At 71.0% G+C, this 19128-nt stretch carries 14 protein-coding genes; 11 read left to right on the top strand and 3 right to left on the bottom strand.

The features are described from left to right. The first annotated feature begins 143 nt into the window (after window positions 1–143). Window positions 144–4682: a HAMP domain-containing protein gene (locus tag Actob_RS27275; RefSeq protein WP_284914684.1), complete on the top strand. Its 4539-nt coding sequence runs from the start codon at window positions 144–146 to the stop codon at window positions 4680–4682. 79 nt (window positions 4683–4761) lie between these two features. After that, window positions 4762–5334: a hypothetical protein gene (locus Actob_RS27270; RefSeq protein WP_284914683.1), complete on the top strand. Its 573-nt coding sequence runs from the start codon at window positions 4762–4764 to the stop codon at window positions 5332–5334. Here Actob_RS27270 and Actob_RS27265 read toward each other — a convergent pair. Continuing rightward, the gene (locus Actob_RS27265; protein WP_284914682.1) at window positions 5322–6329 is read right to left on the bottom strand and encodes a zinc-dependent alcohol dehydrogenase; all 1008 of its coding nucleotides are present in this window, start codon (window positions 6327–6329) and stop codon (window positions 5322–5324) included. The genes Actob_RS27270 and Actob_RS27265 overlap by 13 nt on opposite strands. A 49-nt stretch (window positions 6330–6378) precedes the next feature. Here Actob_RS27265 and Actob_RS27260 point away from each other — a divergent pair, with 49 nt between their 5' ends. Both Actob_RS27260 and Actob_RS27255 read left to right on the top strand, forming a co-directional pair. After that, complete coding sequence (locus Actob_RS27260; RefSeq protein ID WP_284914681.1) at window positions 6379–7419, top strand: aldose epimerase family protein; 1041 nt, start codon at window positions 6379–6381, stop codon at window positions 7417–7419. Between the two features lie 207 nt (window positions 7420–7626). Next, entirely contained in the window at window positions 7627–8928 is a 1302-nt protein-coding gene (locus tag Actob_RS27255; protein ID WP_284914680.1) for a hypothetical protein, read from the top strand. Window positions 8929–8938: 10 nt separating this feature from the next. Here Actob_RS27255 and Actob_RS44110 read toward each other — a convergent pair whose 3' ends face one another. Further along, complete coding sequence (locus Actob_RS44110) at window positions 8939–9118, bottom strand: DUF6886 family protein (RefSeq protein WP_407653400.1); 180 nt, start codon at window positions 9116–9118, stop codon at window positions 8939–8941. Between the two features lie 253 nt (window positions 9119–9371). Here Actob_RS44110 and Actob_RS27245 point away from each other — a divergent pair, with 253 nt between their 5' ends. The 4 genes from Actob_RS27245 (at window position 9372) to Actob_RS27230 (ending at window position 14671) form a co-directional block, all read left to right on the top strand. Beyond that, on the top strand, window positions 9372–10982 hold the full coding sequence (locus Actob_RS27245; protein ID WP_284914678.1) for a methyl-accepting chemotaxis protein: 1611 nt from the start codon (window positions 9372–9374) through the stop codon (window positions 10980–10982). Between the two features lie 181 nt (window positions 10983–11163). Continuing rightward, a complete protein-coding gene (locus Actob_RS27240; protein ID WP_284914677.1) occupies window positions 11164–13416 on the top strand; it encodes a putative bifunctional diguanylate cyclase/phosphodiesterase in 2253 nt (750 codons plus the stop codon). A 44-nt stretch (window positions 13417–13460) separates the two neighbouring features. Then, complete coding sequence (locus Actob_RS27235; RefSeq protein WP_284914676.1) at window positions 13461–14291, top strand: LLM class F420-dependent oxidoreductase; 831 nt, start codon at window positions 13461–13463, stop codon at window positions 14289–14291. After that, complete coding sequence (locus tag Actob_RS27230; protein ID WP_284914675.1) at window positions 14288–14671, top strand: TIGR03668 family PPOX class F420-dependent oxidoreductase; 384 nt, start codon at window positions 14288–14290, stop codon at window positions 14669–14671. Before Actob_RS27235 ends, Actob_RS27230 begins: the two co-directional genes overlap by 4 nt. 316 nt (window positions 14672–14987) lie before the next feature. On the opposite strand, the gene Actob_RS27225 is transcribed toward Actob_RS27230, so the two are convergent. After that, window positions 14988–16403 (bottom strand): NAD(P)/FAD-dependent oxidoreductase, encoded by a 1416-nt coding sequence (locus Actob_RS27225; protein ID WP_284914674.1) that lies wholly within the window; start codon window positions 16401–16403, stop codon window positions 14988–14990. 154 nt (window positions 16404–16557) lie between these two features. Between Actob_RS27225 and Actob_RS27220 the strand changes: the two genes are divergently transcribed. The 3 genes from Actob_RS27220 to Actob_RS27210 are packed head-to-tail and all read left to right on the top strand — an operon-like array spanning window position 16558 to window position 19123. Then, on the top strand, window positions 16558–17181 hold the full coding sequence (locus Actob_RS27220; RefSeq protein WP_284914673.1) for a TetR/AcrR family transcriptional regulator: 624 nt from the start codon (window positions 16558–16560) through the stop codon (window positions 17179–17181). 51 nt (window positions 17182–17232) lie between these two features. Next, window positions 17233–17874, top strand: a complete 642-nt coding sequence (locus Actob_RS27215) for a ThuA domain-containing protein (RefSeq protein WP_284914672.1) — start codon at window positions 17233–17235, stop codon at window positions 17872–17874. A 16-nt stretch (window positions 17875–17890) separates the two neighbouring features. Continuing rightward, window positions 17891–19123, top strand: coding sequence for a hypothetical protein (locus Actob_RS27210; RefSeq protein ID WP_284914671.1), 1233 nt, complete (start codon window positions 17891–17893; stop codon window positions 19121–19123). Window positions 19124–19128 lie beyond the last annotated feature (5 nt).

The raw sequence follows: 19128 nt of genomic DNA, 5'->3' as shown, positions 1-19128 counted from the left end.
GGGTGCCGTGGGGAAGCCGCAGGTAGCCGACCGATCGGCGCGAACACCGGGACGACTACCGAAAACGATCAGTGCATACTTACCGCCGACCATCGTGCTTCACTCGGGCGCGATGGGATACGGCGAGCGGTGGAGAACAGCCAGTGGGCGACGACGTGACCCTGCACGATTCCACGGTCGGTGCGGCGGCGGGTCCGGCGGTGGCCGACCGCGACCTGCGGCAGCTGCTGGCCGGATTGACGGCCGTGCGCGACGGTGACTTCGGCACCCGGCTACCCGACGACGGGGACGGCCTGCTCGGCGAGATCGCCACCGTCTTCAACGGCATGGTCGATCAGCTGTCGCTGTTCACCTCGGAGGTGACCCGGGTGGCCCGGGAGGTCGGCACCGAGGGCCAGCTCGGCGGGCAGGCCGAGGTGCCGGGGGTGTCCGGTACCTGGAAGGATCTCACCGACTCGGTGAACGCGATGGCCGGCAACCTCACCGACCAGGTCCGCGACATCGCCCAGGTGGCCACGGCGGTGGCCCGGGGCGACCTGTCGCAGAAGATCACCGTCGACGTGCGCGGCGAGATCCTGGAGCTGAAGAACACCATCAACACGATGGTCGACGAGCTGTCCAGCTTCGCCGACGAGGTGACCCGGGTGGCCCGCGAGGTGGGCAGCGAGGGCCGGCTCGGCGGGCAGGCCGAGGTGCCCGGGGTGGCCGGCACCTGGCGGGACCTGACCGACTCGGTGAACTTCATGGCGGGCAACCTGACCAACCAGGTCCGCAACATCGCCCAGGTGACCACCGCGGTGGCGCGTGGTGACCTGTCGCAGAAGATCACCGTCGACGCCCGTGGCGAGATCCTGGAGCTCAAGAGCACCATCAACACGATGGTGGACCAGCTGTCGTCGTTCGCCGACGAGGTCACCCGGGTCGCCCGGGAGGTCGGCACCGACGGGCGCCTGGGCGGGCAGGCGCAGGTCAGCGGTGTCGCCGGCACCTGGCGGGACCTGACCGACTCGGTGAACTCGATGGCCGGCAACCTGACCGACCAGGTGCGCAGCATCGCCCAGGTGGCCACCGCGGTGGCGCGCGGTGACCTGTCGCAGAAGATCACCGTCACCGCCCGGGGCGAGATCCTGGAGCTGAAGAACACCATCAACACGATGGTGGACCAGCTGTCCAGCTTCGCCGACGAGGTGACCCGGGTGGCCCGCGAGGTGGGCACCGAGGGCCGGCTCGGCGGGCAGGCCGACGTCAAGGGGGTCTCCGGCACCTGGAAGGACCTCACCGAGTCGGTGAACGTCATGGGCGACAACCTGACCGCCCAGGTACGCAGCATCGCCGAGGTGACCACCGCGGTCGCCCGCGGTGACCTGACGCAGAAGATCCGGGTGGACGCCCGTGGTGAGATCGCCGAGCTGAAGGAGACCATCAACACGATGGTCGACCAGCTGTCCGCGTTCGCCGACGAGGTGACCCGGGTGGCCCGCGAGGTGGGCACCGAGGGACGCCTCGGCGGGCAGGCCCGGGTGCTCAACGTCGGCGGTACCTGGAAGGACCTGACCGACAACGTCAACGTGATGGCCTCCAACCTGACCAACCAGGTGCGTTCGATCGCACTGGTCGCGACAGCGGTGGCCCAGGGCGACCTGAGTCGCAAGATCACCGTCGAGGCCAAGGGCGAGGTCGCCGTCCTCGCGCAGACGATCAACACGATGGTCGACACGCTCAGCGCGTTCGCCGACGAGGTGACCCGGGTGGCCCGCGAGGTGGGCACCGAGGGACGCCTCGGCGGCCAGGCCCGGGTGCCGAACGTGGCCGGGACCTGGAAGGACCTGACCGACAACGTCAACTCGATGGCGAACAACCTGACCGGCCAGGTGCGCAACATCGCGCAGGTGACCACCGCGGTCGCACAGGGCGATCTGACCAAGAAGATCGACGTCGACGCCCGCGGCGAGATCCTCGAGCTCAAGACCACCATCAACACGATGGTCGACCAGCTGTCCAGCTTCGCGGCCGAGGTCACCCGGGTGGCCCGCGAGGTGGGCAGCGAGGGCCGGCTCGGCGGGCAGGCCGAGGTCGAGGGCGTTTCCGGTACGTGGAAGCGGCTCACCGAGAACGTGAACGAGCTCGCCGGGAACCTGACCCGCCAGGTGCGGGCCATCGCGGAGGTGACCAGTGCGGTGGCCACCGGTGACCTGACCCGCTCGATCACCGTCGACGCCTCCGGTGAGGTCGCCGAGCTCAAGGACAACATCAACTTCATGGTGGAGTCGCTGCGCGAGACCACCCGGGCCAATCAGGAACAGGACTGGCTCAAGACCAACCTGGCCCGGATCTCCTCGCTCATGCAGGGCCACCGCGACCTCGAGGTGGTCGCCTCCCTGGTGATGAACGAGCTGGTCCCGCTCGTCGGCGCCCAGCTGGGCACGTTCCTGCTGGTCGAGGACTCGATCGCCGGAGCGGACCTGCGGGTGGTGGGCAGTTACGGCCACAACGGCATCGGTCGCCGGTACGCCCTCGGCGAGTCCCTGGTCGGCCAGGCCGCCGTGGCGAAACGACGGATCGTGGTCGACGAGCTGCCGGCCGATTACTTCACCGTCTCGTCCAGCCTGGGTTCCGTCGCGCCGATGCAGGTGGTGGTGCTGCCGATTCTGGTCGAGGACCAGTCGCTGGGCGTCATCGAGCTGGCCGGCATGACGCCGTTCACTCAGGTGCACCACGACTTCCTGGACCAGCTGATGGAGACCATCGGCGTCAACGTGAACACGATGGTCGCCAACGCCCGCACCGATGTGCTGCTCACCGAGTCCCAGCGGCTCGCCGCCGAGCTGCAGGCCCGTTCCGAGGAGCTGCAGGCCCGCTCGGAGGAGCTGCAGCGCTCGAACGCGGAGCTGGAGGACAAGGCGTCGCTGCTGGCCCGGCAGAACCGCGACATCGAGACGAAGAACTCCGAGATCGAGCAGGCGCGCCAGGAGCTCGAAGCGCGTGCCCAGCAGCTCGCGCTGGCCTCGAAGTACAAGTCGGAGTTCCTGGCCAACATGAGCCACGAGCTGCGTACGCCGCTGAACTCGCTGCTGATCCTGGCGCAGCTGCTGGCACAGAACCCGAACCGGAACCTGACCGCCAAGCAGGTCGAGTACGCGACGGTGATCCACTCGGCCGGCACCGACCTGTTGCAGCTGATCAACGACATCCTGGACCTGTCGAAGGTCGAGGCCGGCAAGATGGACATCGCCCCGGAAGCCTTCGAGCTGCGCAACCTGCTCGGGTACGTGGAGGCGACGTTCCGGCCGCTGACCAGCTCCCGCGGCCTGGACTTCGAGGTGTCCACCGCCGCCGACGTACCGGCCGGGTTGTTCACCGACGAGCAGCGGCTGCGGCAGGTGCTGCGCAACCTGCTCTCCAACGCCGTCAAGTTCACCGAGCAGGGCGGGGTCCAGCTGCGCATCGACCGGGCCCGGCCCGACGAGCTCTCCCCGGCGCTGGCCGAGCAGGAGACGGTGATCGCCTTCCGGGTGACCGACACCGGCATCGGCATCGCCGAGCAGCAGCTCACCGCGATCTTCGACGCCTTCCAGCAGGCCGACGGCACCACCAGCCGGCGGTACGGCGGCACCGGCCTCGGCCTGTCGATCAGCCGGGAGATCGCCTGGTTGCTCGGCGGCGAGATCAGCGCCCAGAGCGTCCTCGGCCAGGGCAGCACCTTCACGTTGTACATGCCGGTCCAGCGGGCCACCGTGCCGGTCGCCCCGGGTGCGCCGGCAGCGGTGCTGTCGGAGCTGGTGATGCCGTTGCCGCCGGCCGGACCGGCGGCGCCGCGACGGCTGCTGGTGGTGGAGAGCAACGCCGACGGCCTGCTGACCTTGATCTCCCGTGGTGCCGCGGCGGCGGTGGCCGAAACGCACGGGCCGATCGACGTGCTGACGGCGGTCGCCGCGGACGCGGCCATCGAACAGCTGCGCGCGCAGCCGTTCCACGCGGTGGTGCTCGACCTGAGCATGTCCGCCGACGAGGGGCCGGACTTCCTGAAGGCGCTGCACGACGAGGCGGATCTGCGGGAGCTGCCGGTGCTGGTGTTCCGCAGCCAGCACGCGCCGCTGGGCAACGACACGTTGCTGCAGGTACTGGCTCAGACCCGGCCGCTGGAGTCGCTGTCCAGCCTGGACGAGCTGCGCGAGCGCATCACCCTGCACCTGTCGACCGAGGCCGGCCAGCCGGTCATGCCACCAGCCATGCACGTCGACACGATCGCCGGCGTCTCCGGCTTCGCGCAGAACCTGGCCGGGCGCAAGGTGCTGGTGGTCGACGACGACGCCCGTAACGTCTTCGCGCTGACCAACATCCTGGAGCTGCACGGGATGGAGGTCGTCTACGCCGAGAACGGCCGTAAGGGCATCGACGTGCTCGCCCAGCACGACGACATCGACCTGATCCTGATGGACGTGATGATGCCGGAGATGGACGGTTACGCCGCCACCGCCGCCATCCGGACCATGCCCAAGTACGCGAACCTGCCCATCATCGCGGTCACCGCGAAGGCGATGCACGGCGACCGGGAGAAGAGCATCTCGTCGGGCGCCAGCGACTACGTGACCAAACCGGTCGATGCCGAGGATCTGCTCGCCTGCATCGAGCGGTGGCTGGTCCAGAGCGCTCGGTCCGACCGGCGAGCGTCAGCCGAGTGAGCGCCGCGCCGTGTCCGCCGCGCGAGTGGCGGGCACGGCCTATCTTGCGGAGCAGATCACCTCGTCTTCCGGAGAAAACATGAGCCGCGGGCTTGCCCTGATTCCGATCCTGTTCCTGCTACCGCTCGCCGCCTGCGACAAGAGCGGCGGTACCGCCGCACCGGCGGCCACCGCGACCGCGACCGCGACAGCTACCGCGACAGCGGCCCCGACCGAGGCCGCGGGGGCCGCGCCGGCGAGCACTGCCACCAAGCCCGCGCCGAAATCGACCAAGGCCCAGCAGTCCGGATCCAGCGATCCGGCCGCCGGTCACCAGTACGCGTTGCTGAGGTCCGGTGACGCCGCCACCCGGCAGATCACCTACGACCTGGTCGAGTGGTACGAGGGCAAGCAGGCGGTGAAGGCCTGCGCCGAGGACGGCGAGACGGCGCAGGACAACGACTACTGCACCGGTTACTACATCCGGAACAACAACAAGAAGCTGCGGACCCTGCCGGTCACCTCCGACGCACCGGTCGCCATGTTCAGCGGCAGCGGCCTGAAGAAGACGACACTGGCCACGTTCCTCAAGGAGGTCCCGGAGGACAGCACCATCCAGTTCTGGATCGACAAGGGGCAGATCATCCGGCTGGAGCAGATCTACCTGCCCTGATCCCGGCGCGGATCGACGTGGAATTTCGGGCCGGGGCCGGCGCCCTCCGGGCGCTTCCCGGCCAGCACGTCGACGATCTCCGCCAGGCTCACCGTGGCGGCGACCAGGGTGCGCGGATCGGCGTCCTTCTCCGCGTACGCCGTGATCGCCCCGCCCAGCCCGGCCGAGGCACCGAGCAGCCCCACCGTCGTCACGTCCTTGAGCACGATCTCCCGGGTGTCCACCAGGCTGGGTGCCCCGGCCAGTCCGATGTAGACGACCGTCCCCCCCGGCTCGACGAGGTCCACCGCGAGCTTCGGGATCCCGGCCCCGTTCGTCGCGTCGATCACCCCGTCCCAGGCCAGCTCGGGCAACGTCGCCCGGGTCCACACCGGCGCCTCGCTCAGCGTCGTCGGCTGCTCGCCGAGCAGGTGCACCTCGGCACCCCGGGCCCGCCCGAACATCGCCGCCAGCAGCCCGATCGTCCCGGTCCCGATGACGAGCAGCCGCTCGCCCGGCGCGACCGCCGCGGCCCGTACCGCCCGCAGCGCGTTACCGCCCGGCTCGACGAGTGCCCCGAGGGTGGCGTCCACCGCGTCCGGCAGCTCGTACAGGTACGCCGCCGGGAAGGCGAGCCGCTCGGCGAGCGCCCCCGGCAGCCCGTCCCGGCAGCCCAGCTCGTGCCGTCGCGGGCAGACGTGGTGCCGTCCGGCCCGGCAGCGCCCGCACTCCCCGCAGCCGATCATGGTGTCACCGGTGACCCGCCGGCCGACCCAGCCGGCGTCCACGCCCGGTCCGGCAGCGAGGACCGTCCCGGCCCACTCGTGCCCGGGCCGCAGCGGGTAGGACGCCACCCCGGTGTGCAGATAGCTCATCGCCCCGGTGAACAGCTCCACGTCGGTGCCGCACACCCCGACCCGCTCCACCTCGACGAGCACCTGGCCGGGGCCGGCCTGCGGCTCCGGCACGTCCCGCACCTCGGCCACCCCGGGCCCGGTGAACACCAGCGCACGCATCAGGGGCCCTCCGTTGTCAGCGGTTCCGGCCTCAGCGTAGAACGGGATCATGACGAGTATCGACAGCACTCCGTTCGGCGAACTCCCCGACGGCACCGTGATCGAGAAGTGGACGCTGACCGCCGCGAGCGGAGCGGCCGTGTCGATCCTCACCTGGGGCGCCACCATCCAGTCGGTGCTGGTCCCGGACCGCGACGGCACCCTGGGCAACGTCACGCTCGGCTTCGCCGGCTTGGCCGGTTATCTCGACCCGGCGAACCCGTACTTCGGCTCCACCATCGGCCGGTACGGCAACCGGATCGCCGGCGGCACGTTCACCCTGGACGGTCAGACCCACAAGATCTCGCAGAACGAGGGGCAGACGGCGCTGCACGGCGGCGTGCGGGGCTTCGACAAGCGGGTCTGGTCCGCCGCGCGGGCCGACGGCGGGGTCCGGATGAGCTACACCTCGCCGGACGGCGAGGAGGGTTTCCCCGGCACCCTCGAGACGTCGGTGACCTTCACCTTCGACGACGAGCACCGCCTGCGGATCGACTACCGCGCCACCACCGACCGGGCCACCGTCGTCAGCCTGACCAACCACGCGTACTGGAACCTGACCGGCGAGGGCACCGGCACGATCAACGACCACCTGCTGCGGATCAACGCCGAGCACTACACCCCGATCGACGAGGACCTGATCCCCACCGGGGCGGTGACCCCGGTGGCCGGCACCCCGTTCGACTTCCGCGACTTCCACCCGATCGGCGCCCGGCTGCGCGACGCCGACCAGCAGCTCGGTTACGGCCTCGGTTACGACCACAACTACGTGCTGGCCGGCCGGGAGGCCGCGGTGGTCCGTGACCCGCGCTCCGGCCGCCAGCTCACCATCGAGACCACCGAGCCGGGGCTGCAGTTCTACTCGGGCAACTTCCTCGACGGCAAGCTCCGTGGCGTCTCCGGCCGCCAGTACCGGCAGGGCGACGCCTTCGCCCTGGAGACCCAGCACTTCCCGGACAGTCCGAACCGGCCCGACTTCCCGTCCACAGTGCTGCGTCCCGGCGACACCTACGGCTCCACCACCATCCACACGTTCACCACGTTCGCCTGACGGCCCGCCGCGGGCCGCCGGCCGGGAGGCGGCGGTCCGCGCGCCGGTGGGCCCGACAGCCATCGAGTAGGATCCGCGTCCGTCAAAGCTTCGATACTCTCGGCCCCCGCCGGCCGGTGACTGGCAAGTGGACGGATGAGAAACCACCGAGAGACAAACGCGCGGACTCGCACCCCACGGCGTACGCCCTGGGTGTGGGTGCTCGCCGTGGCCGCCCTGTTTTCCCTGGTCCAGCTGCCGTACGCGCCCGGCAACTTCTATCCGGACTCCACCGAGTACCTGACCCAGGTGTACGGCATGCTGGGGGAGAGCCGAGCCGACGGCCGGGACAAGGCCATCGACGCGTTCTGCGACCAGTACCGGCACAAGAGCCTGGTGCTGGAGCCGGCCGGCTTCCATGCGAAGACCGCCGAGAAGAACGCCCAGAACTGCGTCAAACGCCTGCACGCCCAGGACGCCCAGGGCCCGGACACCCGGTACGGCCCGGCCATCACCCGCGGCGCGTCGATTCCGGCCACCCGGTACGAGGACATCTTCCGGTCCCGGCCCGGCGTGGCGGTGCTCTACCTGCCCGGGGTGGCGGCCTTCGGGCCACGGGCCGGCATGTGGCTGACCACGCTGGCGTGGACCCTGCTCGGCGCCGTCCTGGTGTTCCTGCTCCTGCGCCGGCTCGGCACGTCGCCGGCGGTGGCCGTTCTCGGTCAGGTGCTCTACCTGATCCTGCCGATCCGCAAGTGGGCGATGGCCCCGCTCTCCGAGGGCATCACCCTGGGCCTGCTGATGGTCTGCCTGCTCGGCGCGACCTACCTGCTGACCGGCGAACGCCGGCGCGGACTGCTCCTGCTGGCGGCCGGGTTCGGCGTCGGCGCGTTCGTCAAGTACTCCCAGTTCCTGCTCCTGGCCGCCGCCATGGCGGGCGTACTGGCAATGGTCCTGCTGGTCCGGCGCCTCGGCGGGCGCCGGCCGGCCGCCGGGAACGAACCGGGATCGCTGCTGCTGCTCGGCGTCGCGGTGGCCGCCGTCGTGGCGAACTTCGTGCTGGCCAGACTGCTCCACTGGCCGGGCACCGCGGACACCATGCAGGACCTGCTCACCGACCACTTCCGCCGCCCCGACGTGGCCGACCCGCTCGGCGGCTGGCTGCACGCCAACCTGACCTTCTGGCACACCTGGCTCACCGACCAGCTGCAGGAGCCGTTCCTGCTGGTCGCCTGGGCCGCCGGAGCGTGGGGCGTGGTCCGCTACGGCAAGCCCGCCGGATACCTGATCCTGGCCACCCTCCTCGCCGGACTGGCCAACCAGGTCGGTCACCCGAACCTCAGCCAGGGCGACCGCATCTACCTCGCCGCCTGGCTGCTCGCCGTCTGCGGCGTGCCGCTTCTGCTGCACAGCTTCGCCACGCCCCGCGGCGAGTTGCCCGCGATTCCCGCGCAGACCCGGCGGACGGCCGGACAGCAGGACCACGAACCCGCCCCGGGGTCGTTCCACGCGTCCCCGCAGCCAACCTGACCCCGTCGGCTCAGGCGGACGCGCGCCGTCCGGCGTTTCTCATCCGGATGGCACTGAACGGTGCCTCCGCCGCCACCACCGCATCGAGATACGGCCACAACGACGGGACGAGGCGCAACTCAACACGGCGTTCGGCAAGCGCGGCGCGGCAGTCGTCCACCGATCGACGCCTTCTCCACGGCGTTCCCATCGAGCGGCAGGAGGAGCATCTGCGCGACGGCTACGGTTCGGCGGGGGCCGAGCCGCTGATCGACATGATGCTCCTGAGGCAGGCCGAGATCGCGGAGCGAGAAGCCGCCAGCGCCAGAGATCCCGCGTGGGGACCCTGTTCGTCGGCGGTGCGCTGAGGAGGCCCGAGAGCGAGGGTGGTCAGGTTGCCCTCGCGGCGGACAATCTGGGCGTATCGTCAGCCTGCGGATCGCACAAGCCATGGGGTGGTGACTATGGGTCTACTCCGCAACCTCAAGATCGGTATGCGGCTGGGAGTCGCCTTCACCTGCGTCTGCCTGTGCATGTTCGCCGCCATCGGTATCGGCCTGTGGGGACAGGGCCGGGCGCGCAGTGCCACCCGGGATCTCGCCGAGGCGGCCACCATCAGTCAGGCTGCCATGGTGGCGAAGTTCCGCACCGCCGACTTCAACGGCTGGCAGACCGGGTACGCGTTCGACACCCTCCGCGGCGTCGAGGGCGCCACCAGCGACACCGTCGGACAGCGCGCCTCCTTCCTCGCCTCCACCGCCGCCTTCCGCGACGACCTCGCCCGGCTGCGCTCGCTCGATCTCAACGACCAGGAGACCGCGTCGGCCGATGCCGCCGAGGCGTCGTTCCAGCAGTTCATGGCCGTCGACGACCGCGTCATCGCCGGGTACCGCGCCGGTACCCGGGCCGGCGCACGTGCCTCTAACGCGCTGGTCTCCGGCGAAGCCCTGAACCTGATGGCAAAGATCTTCGAGTCGGTCGACCACTTGGTGGACCAGACGAAGGACCGGTCGGCGGCGGCGGAACGGGACGCCGAGGACGCGGCCGCGACCGCCAAGACCTCCATGATCGCGGTGGGCGCCTTCTGCCTGCTGCTCGCCGCCATCATCGCCGCGATGGTGACCCGCAGCATCACCCGGCCGCTGGCGGCGACCGTCACCGCGCTGCGTACCGTGGCCAGCAAGGACCTCACCGTCCGGGTCCCGGACGACGGCCGCGACGAACTCGCCTCGATGGGCCGCGCGACGAACCAGACCCTCGACGTGCTGCGCGGCGCGTTCGCCACGATCACCGAGAACAGCCGGACGCTGTCCGCCGCCGCCGCCGAGCTCACGGCCACCTCCACCCTGATCGCGGAGGCGGCCGACTCCGCGTCCGGCCAATCCGACATGATCGCCTCCTCCGCCGAGGAGGTGTCCCGCAGCGTGCAGACCGTCGCCGCCGGCACCGAGCAGATGAACGCCGCGATCCGCGAGATCGCCGACGGCGCCGGACGTGCCGCCGGTGTGGCCAGCGCCGGCGTGGACAGCGTCCGGGCCGCCTCCGAGACCATCGCCCGGCTCGGCAAGTCGAGCGAGGAGATCAGCGGTGTGGTCCAGCTGATCACCTCGATCGCCGAGCAGACCAACCTGCTGGCACTCAACGCGACGATCGAAGCGGCCCGGGCCGGCGAGCTGGGCAAGGGTTTCGCGGTCGTCGCCGGTGAGGTGAAGGACCTGGCGCAGGCCACCGCCCGGGCCACCGTCGACATCAGCGACCGCGTGCAGGCGATCCAGAACGACACCGGGTCGGCCATCGCCGCCATCGATCGGATCGCTGAGATCATCGGCGAGGTCAACGAGCACTCCACGACCATCGCGGCGGCCGTCGAGGAGCAGACCGCGACCACCGCCGAGATGGGCCGCAACATCGTCGAGGCCGCCACCGGCTCGAGCGAGATCGCCGCCGGGATCACCGGTGTCGCCACCGCGAGCCAGGAAACGTCGCACGGTGTGGTGCAATCCCGGCAGACCGCCGAGCAACTGTCCGGCATGTCACACGAACTGCACGACCTGGTCGGCCAGTTCCGGGTGTGAGAGCGTCCCCGCCGATGTGCCGGCCGCCGGAACGTGACGGCCGGATCGGCTCACCGGGGGCGGCGAGTCGTCGATCAGAATGGTGCGCGGGTGTGGGCACTTCGTGACAACCACTACGGCTGCTCCGTCCGCGGCCGATTCACCCCATGTGGGGAACGTCGTCCGAGGGCCGTGGCGTTTCATGGCCGGCACGGCCGGTATCGCGTTGCTGGGCGTTCTGTGGTGGTTCTGGTGGTCCGCCACCAGGGTCGGCCCGGCGGCCGTGGCGTACGTCTTCATGCCCGCGGGCGGCGTGGTGGCCGCCTTCGCGATCGTGGACATGACCCGTCACGTCCGATTGGCACCGGCGGCCCGCCGGTTCTGGCGGTGGCTGCTGATCGGTTCCCTGCTGCTGAGCATCGGGTACCTGGCGCTGAGCGTCGCCGCGTTCCGCAGCAGCCCGGCCTACCCGGAGATGCCGATAGTCGCGACCGTCTGTGTCTCCGCCGGCGTGCTCGCCGCGATCTTCGCCGTCGTCCGGGTGCCGCTCGGCGTCACCAGCCGGTACGAGCTCGGCCGCCAGTGGCTGGACCGGTCCATCGCGTTCCTCGGCTGCGCGGCGGTCCTGTACCACTTCGGGCTCGCCCCGCTGATCGACGCGCGGGGCGTGCGGGACGTGCCGCTCACGGTGACGATCCTGCTGGCCTTCCTGCTGGCGGCCGGCAGCATCACCAAGGTCTCCTACATCGTCGGTGGCCCGGTCGACCGGGTCGCGGTGCGGCTGCTCGCGGCGATGGGGATGGTCGGCGCCGTGGTGGCGGTGATCGCCGTCAAGCGGAGCCCGGACTGGTCCGCCGTGGTGCAGGCCGCGGTACTGCCGGTCGTGCCGGCCCTCACCGCGCTGGCCGCCCATCGCCAGCGGATCTCCACCGGCGCCCCGCCGCGCCGGCCCAACACCTGGCTGCCCTACCTCGCGGTGGCCGCCGTGCAGGTGCCGGTCGTGGACGTGCTGCTGCGCCCGGCGAGCACGCCGGCCCGGGCGGTGGCCGCGGTGTCCGTCACGGTCATCGCCCTGGTCACCGTCCGCCAGTACGTGGTGATCCGGGAGAACACCCGCCTGCTGCTCGAACGGCAGGAGTCCGAGCGGCGGCTACGTTACGAGGCCACCCACGACCCGCTCACCGGCCTGGCGAACCGCGCCTTCTGCCACGAGTGGCTGGCGTCGGCGCTCGGCCGGGGTGACGCCACCATGCTGCTGGTCGACCTCGACGACTTCAAGACGGTCAACGACTCGCTCGGCCACCACATCGGCGACGAGCTGCTGGTCGCGTTCGCCGAGTCGCTGCGCGGCGCGGTCGGCGACGCCGGCCGGGTGGTACGCCTCGGCGGCGACGAATTCGCCGTGCTGATGACCGGGCCGGGCGGCGGCGACGCCATCGCGCAGCGGATCATGAGCACCCTGGAACGCCCGATCAGCGCGAACCGGCTGCTGGTGCACGCCAGCATGGGGCTCGCCACGGCACCGGCCGGCAGCGCGGTCGGCAGCCTGCTGCGCGACGCCGACATCGCCCTGCTCACCGCCAAGCAGCGTGGCAAGGGCAACTGGGTCAGGTACACCCCCGGCATGGACCGGCCGGTGTTCGCCGACGCCCAGCTCGGCGGTGACCTCCGCCGGGCCCTGGACGCCGGCGAGTTCCGCCTGCTCTACCAGCCCATCGTCCGGCTGGCCGACCGGCGGCTGATCGGCGTCGAGGCGCTGGTGCGCTGGCATCACCCGGAGCGCGGCCTGGTGCCGCCGCTCGCCTTCATCCCGGCCGCCGAGCGCACCGGCCTGATCGTGCCGCTGGGCCGGTTCGTCCTGCGCGAGACCTGCCGGCAGGCCGCCGCCTGGCTCGCCGAGTTCGGCACCGGCGCCCTCCAGAAGGCGTCCCCCAACGTCTCGGTACGCCAACTGCACGACCCCGACTTCGTCGACGACGTCCGGGCGGCGCTCGCCGACAGCGGCCTGCCGCCGGATCGGCTGGTCCTGGAGCTCACCGAGTCCGCGGTGCTGCGCGGCCCGCGGGTCTCCCAGGTGCTGCACGAGGTGCACGGGCTGGGCGTACGGCTGGCGCTGGACGACTTCGGCACCGGCGAGTCGTCGCTGAGCCTGCTCCGGGCGTTCCCGGTCGCCATGGTCAAGCTGGACAAGTCGTTCGTCGACGGCATCGAGCTGGGCGAACCGGGCACCGTCGAGACCGACGCCCGGCAGGCGGTCGCCCGCGCGGTGGGCCATCTCGCGGACGCCCTGCGCCTGGAGACGGTCGCCGAGGGCATCGAGAACGAGGACCAGGTGCGGCAGTTGCGGCGGCTCGGCTACACCGTCGGGCAGGGGTACCACCTGGGGCGGCCGATGGAGGCCGCGCAGATCACGGCACTGCTCGCCGAGCAGGCGAAGGCCGCCGCCGCGGCGTGAGCCGTCCGGGTGTGCGCGGGGCGCGATGGCCATAGGGTGGCGGCATGGAATTCGGTGTCGGCTACTTTCCCACCCACGACGCGGTCCGGCCCGGTGAGGTGGCGCGCCGGGTGGAGGAGCGGGGCCAGGACGCGCTGTTCTTCGCCGAGCACACGCACATCCCGGCCAGCCGGGAGAGCCCGTGGGAGGGCGGTCCGCGGCTGCCCCGCAAGTACTGGCACACCTACGACCTGTTCGTGGCGCTGACCGACGCGGCCGCCGCCACCCGGCGGCTGCGGGTCGGCAGCGGGGTGTGCCTGGTGGTCGAGCGGGATCCGATCACCACGGCCAAGGAGGTCGCCTCGGTCGACCACCTGTCCGGTGGCCGGCTGGAGTTCGGGGTCGGCGCCGGGTGGAACCGGGAGGAGATGGCCAACCACGGGACCGACCCGCGGACCCGGATGCGGTTGTTCGCCGAGCGGGTCCGGGCCATGCAGGCGATCTGGACCGCTGACGAGGCGTCGTTCAGCGGCGAGTTCGTGAGTTTCGACCGGATCTGGTCATGGCCCAAGCCGGCCCAGAAGCCGTGGCCGCCGGTGCTGGTGGGCGGTTACGGGCCGACGGTTCTCGACCGGGTGCTGGCCTGGGGCGACGGCTGGTTCCCGAACTACAACGACCGGGACCTGCTGACCCGGATCGCGGAGCTGCGGGCCCGCGCCGACCGGCCGATCCAGGTGCAGGTGATGGGCGTCCCCGCCGACGCCAAGGTGCTGGAGCAGCTGGAGCAGGCGGGCGTGCACCGGGCCTCGGCGTGGCTGCCGTCCGGGCCGTGGAGCGTCATCGAGGCCGGCCTGGAGAAGTGGGAGCTGGCGATCGGCGAGTACACCCGCCGATGACTCCGGCGCAGCGGTTCGCGTCCGTCCGGGTGGCCCGGCTGGCCACCGTCTCCCCGGACGGCGCGCCGCATCTGGTGCCGATCGTGTTCGCCCTGGTCGGCGGCGTGATCCACTTCGCTGTCGACGGCAAGCCGAAACGGCATCGGCGGTTGCGGCGGCTGGCCGGCATCGAGCACGAGCCACGGGTCAGCGTGCTCGCCGACCACTACGCCGACGACTGGGATCAGCTGTGGTGGGTCCGCGCCGACGGCCTGGCCACCATCACCGACGTCCCGGAGCCGGCCCTGCTCGCCCGATACCCGCGGTATGCGATCGAGCCGCCGCCCGGCCCGTTCGTCCGCATCGAGGTCACCAAGTGGACCGCCTGGTCAGCATCGTGACCGAAAGCTGACCAGAACCACCCACGCTGCCGCGACACCGCCGGCCGGCTTCCGGTTCATTTTCCGGTACGACTCGCAGCCCCGTGACAGCCGGCTCGCGAGGCCCGGCCCCCGTACGACCGCTACGCGTGTCGTGCGGGTTCGCTGTCCCGCACGGTGGTCACCGCCGGTGCGGTAACCCCGGCCACCAGCGGGCCCGCACGACACGCGTGGCGGTCCGGAGTGGCAGCCGCCTCGCGAAGCCGACTGCCACGGGACACCGAGTCGTACCGAAGAAATGGTTTCCCGGGAAAGCGGGTCGTGACCGGAACGACGGTCAGGAGTCGAAGGAGAAGCCCAGGAGGTTGGCGGTTTTGAGGATGAGGCCGTCGCGTCCGCCGTTGCGGTCGGCGCGCGCGATGGCCCGCCGGATCACCTGGACGGCGGGATAGGCGATCGGTTCGGGCGGGATCGGTAACGGGCGTTTCGTCGCCATCCGCAGCCGGGTGCGCGGGGTGTCGGCGCCGGCCAGCAGCTCCAGCATGACGGTGCCGGCGAATCGGGTGGCGGCCACGCCGAGCCCGGTGAAACCGCCGGCGTAGGCGACCTTGTCACCCATCGCCAGGCCCTGGAACGCGGCCAGCTGGGTGGACATGTCGATCATGCCGCCCCAGGCGTGGGTGAACTTGATGTCGCCGAGCTGCGGGAAGGTGCGCAGGAAGTGGTCGGCCAGCCGGGCGAACGTTTCCGGGCGCTTGTCGAATTCCGGCCGGATGTCGCCGCCGCGGTGGTAGATCGCGTCGTAACCGCCCCAGAGAATGCGATTGTCGGCGGTTTTCCGATAGTAGTGGAACTGCCGCGAGGCATCGCCGATGCCGAACCGGCCGTGCCAGCCGATCGCGTCCAGCTGCGCGGGCGTGAGCGGTTCGGTCATCAGCACGTAGTCGTAGATCGGAATGGTCAGGAACCGGTTGCGGCGCAGCAGCGACGGGAATCCGTTGGTGGCCAGCACCACCTGGCGGGCGCGGACCGTGCCCATGCCGGTGGTGGCGCGGACCGTGCGGCCCCGATCGGTGAGCTTGGTCACCGGGGTGTGCTCGAAGACGCGCACCCCGAGCCGCAGGCAGGCCGCCTTGAGACCCCAGGCCAGCTTCGCCGGGTGCACCAGCGCGGCGCCGGACTCCTTCAGCACGCCGGCCCGGTACAGCGGCGAGCGGACCAGCCCGGCCAGCTCCTCCCGGTCGAAGAAACGACCCGGCATCTCGCGCAGCTCGGCGAGCTGGTGCCGCTCGGTGGCGACCTCCAGCGAACCCTCCTCCTCCCACTCCGCGTCGATGTCGTGCCTGGTCAGCGACTCGCGGAAGCCGGCGAAGTTCTCCTGGGCGAGGGTGTCGAGGACGTCCAGGTCCTCGGCGAAGTAACGCTGGCCGTTCTGCCGGCCGTGGGTGAGGCTGTCGTCGACGAAGCCGCCGTTGCGGCCGCTGGCCGCCCAGCCGATCTCGGAACCCTCGACCAGGATCACGTCGCGGCCCGGGTCGGCCTCCTTGGCCTGCAGTGCCGTCCACAACCCGCAGTAACCGCCGCCGATGATCAGCAGATCGGTCTCGACGTTGCCGATGAGGGACGGCTGCGGGGTGGGCCGACCGGGATCCTCCAGCCAGAACGGCGTGTGGGCCGCGTCAGCGAGAGCCGCACGAATGCGCTTCTCGTCGGTCCGGATGTCGAGATCGTAGGCCGGTGTGTCCGCCCGCATGCTGATCCTCCCTGGTCAGGGCTCTAGGAAAGCGAACCCGCTATGCTTAGGTCAATGCGTTGACATAAGGAGTCCGGCAGTGGCGACGACGCGGGGCAGTTCAATCAGGGTGCGGCGGCGCCCGACACGCAGCGGCGTGATCCTCGATCCAGACATGATCATCGATGCCGCGCTGCGGCTGATCGAGGCGCCGGGCGGCAACGCGCTCACCGTCCGTCGTCTCGGCGTCGAGCTGGGCGCCCACCCGTCGGCCATCTACCGGTACTTCCGGGACCTGGACGCGCTGCTGATCGCCATCTCCGACCGGCTGATCAGCGAGAGCCTGTCCGGTTTCGATCCCGGCCCGGACTGGGCGGCCTCACTGCGTGAGATGGGCGAGCGGGTGCACGACTCGATCGTCCGGCACCCGCGCCTGGCCACCATGCGGGCCAGCCGCTTCACCACCGGGCCGAACGAGTTGCGGGCCGACAACATCGGCGTCGGCCTGCTGCTCAGCGCCGGCTTCCCACCGGCCGAGGCGGTCCGGCACTTCGCCGACTTCATCGACGCGGTGCTGGCCCTGGCGGCGATCGACGCGGTCGAGCTGACCCCGGCCCAGGAGCAGGCCGAGCGGGAGGGGTTGCGGCGGGCGTACTCGTCGTTGCCGGCGGGGGAGTACCCGCACCTGGCAGCGGTCCGTGATCACCTGCCCTCGGTGACCGAGTCACCGTTCCCCGGGGTGCTGGACAAGCTCATCTTCGCGCTGGCCCACCTGGCTCCGGCCCGGCACGACGGCTGACGCCGGACGTCCCGCCCGGCGCGGAGCCCGGGTGTGCCATAGGTTCGTGGGGTGAGAGCGCTGATCGTGCGGGGTGGCTGGGCCGGGCATGAGCCGGTGGCCGCTACCGAGTTGTTCCGGGACTTCCTCGAGGGGAACGGTTTCGAGCTGCGCGTGGCGGACACTGTGGACGCCTATGCCGAGCCCGGCGACTACGAGCTGATCGTGCAGTGCTGGACCGGGGCGCGGTTCACTCCGGAGCAGGAGCGAGGCCTGGTCGGGCGGGTGCGCGCCGGTGCCGGATTCGCCGGGTGGCACGGCGGCATCGTGGCGACCGGCTACGAGGCGCCGGACTACCAGTTCATGGTGGGCGGGCGCTTCGTCTGTCATCCGGGCGACTTCGTCGACCACACCGTCGCGATCACCGGGCGGCATCCGATCACCGCGGGGCTGAGCGACTACGACGTGCACACCGAGCAGTACTTCCTGCACGTCGACCCGACGCTTGACGTGCTCGCGACCACGACCTTCACCGGGGACCACGGCGCGCCGGAGACCGCCGGTGCGGTGATGCCGGTGGCCTGGACGCGGCGCTTCGGTGCCGGGCGGGTCTTCGTGCACACGCTCGGGCACAGCCCCGCCGACCTGCTCGTGCCGCAGACCCGCACGATGATCGAACGCGGCCTGCTGTGGGCCGCCACGGGTGGCGACTGACCGCCAGAATGGGCGGGTGGCGCGACGCATCGACGAGTATCGGACCGTCTATCGGATCCTCGAGGCCCTGACGCGGTTCTCCGGCCGCATGATCACCACGATTCCGCTGGTCTCCGCGTTCCTGCTCGGCCTGGTGGTGAACGAGGTCTCGGACCCCGGCAAGCGCGATTTCGGTGACGTCTTCGCCGGCCTGTACGGCCTGGATCGCGGCCCCATCGTGTGGGTCGACATCGTGGCCACCGCGCTGCTGGTGCTGGTCCCGCTGCTCTACGTCACGCTGCGCACGGTCACCGGCAACACCTCGCAGGCGGTGCGCCTGTCCCGCCGGCTGCCGGCGCACATCCACCCGTCCGTCCGGCGGTTCAGCCACGGCCGGATCGCCTGGGGCACCATGCTCGTCCTGCAGAGCTGTCCGAAGATCACCGAGGGCTGGCGGTCCGCCGAGGTGCGGATCACCCTGGACCCGACCGTGTTCGCCTTCGCCACCGAGGACGACGCCACGGCTTGCGAGCGGTGGCTGGCCGCGACGGACGACGACCGGATCGCCCGGGGCCAGAAGTTCCGGCTGATGGAGAACCCGGACTCGTTCGTCGACGATCCGGGACTGCGGCTGCGGGTGCAGGAGACGGCGTACGCCGAGGCGGTCTACGTCAACCGTGGCGTGGCCGCCGACGACGAGCACCGGCAGCGGCTGGTCGACGAGACGCTGCACGGCCGGCTGCGGTACCCACACATCTTCGCCCTGCACGCCACGGTGGTCACCGCGGACGGCTGGATCCTGCTGACCCACCGCAGCCACAAGGTCGCCTACGAACCCGGCACCTGGTCCTGCTCGCTGGAGGAACAGCTGGCCAAGGACGACCTCGACGCGGCCGACGCCGAGGTGCTGGACCGCTGGGTGCGGCGGGCACTGATCGAGGAGCTGGGCCTGTCCGCGCACGAGGCCAGGCGCAGCCAGTCCCGGGCGCTGGCCGTCTTCCTGGAGGCGCACCGCCTCAACATCGGCCTGATCGCCCTGGTCCACCTGCCCATCGACCGTGAGGAACTGGAGTCGATCCTGGCCCACCGGCCGCGGCAGGACTACGAGTTCCAGGGCTGGGACTTCCTGCGCTGGTCCCAGCTGGCCGCCGAGCTGGTCGAGCCGAGCCGCGGTTACCACTCCAGCGCGGGCCTGCGGATGTTCTTCGCCGGCGTGGTCAAGTTCGGCGTCTTCGGCTTCCACGAGCGCATCGACCGCGCGCTGCGCTGACGTCG

The sequence above is a fragment of the Actinoplanes oblitus genome (assembly GCF_030252345.1).
In the GTDB taxonomy this organism is placed as follows: Bacteria; Actinomycetota; Actinomycetes; order Mycobacteriales; family Micromonosporaceae; genus Actinoplanes; species Actinoplanes oblitus.
The sequence above is the reverse complement of the archived record's forward strand: the minus strand, read 5'-3'. Positions and strand labels throughout refer to the sequence as shown.

What these genes read in the sequence shown, in the direction of transcription:
- Actob_RS27270 (WP_284914683.1), top strand. Translation starts at nt 4,762, where the DNA reads ATGAGCCGCGGGCTTGCCCTGATTCCGATCCTGTTCCTGCTACCGCTC.
- Actob_RS44110 (WP_407653400.1), bottom strand. Translation starts at nt 9,118, where the DNA reads ATGGGAACGCCGTGGAGAAGGCGTCGATCGGTGGACGACTGCCGCGCC.
- Actob_RS27260 (WP_284914681.1), top strand. Translation starts at nt 6,379, where the DNA reads ATGACGAGTATCGACAGCACTCCGTTCGGCGAACTCCCCGACGGCACC.
- Actob_RS27265 (WP_284914682.1), bottom strand. Translation starts at nt 6,329, where the DNA reads ATGCGTGCGCTGGTGTTCACCGGGCCCGGGGTGGCCGAGGTGCGGGAC.
- Actob_RS27220 (WP_284914673.1), top strand. Translation starts at nt 16,558, where the DNA reads ATGATCATCGATGCCGCGCTGCGGCTGATCGAGGCGCCGGGCGGCAAC.
- Actob_RS27245 (WP_284914678.1), top strand. Translation starts at nt 9,372, where the DNA reads ATGGGTCTACTCCGCAACCTCAAGATCGGTATGCGGCTGGGAGTCGCC.
- Actob_RS27230 (WP_284914675.1), top strand. Translation starts at nt 14,288, where the DNA reads ATGACTCCGGCGCAGCGGTTCGCGTCCGTCCGGGTGGCCCGGCTGGCC.
- Actob_RS27240 (WP_284914677.1), top strand. Translation starts at nt 11,164, where the DNA reads ATGGCCGGCACGGCCGGTATCGCGTTGCTGGGCGTTCTGTGGTGGTTC.
- Actob_RS27225 (WP_284914674.1), bottom strand. Translation starts at nt 16,403, where the DNA reads ATGCGGGCGGACACACCGGCCTACGATCTCGACATCCGGACCGACGAG.
- Actob_RS27235 (WP_284914676.1), top strand. Translation starts at nt 13,461, where the DNA reads ATGGAATTCGGTGTCGGCTACTTTCCCACCCACGACGCGGTCCGGCCC.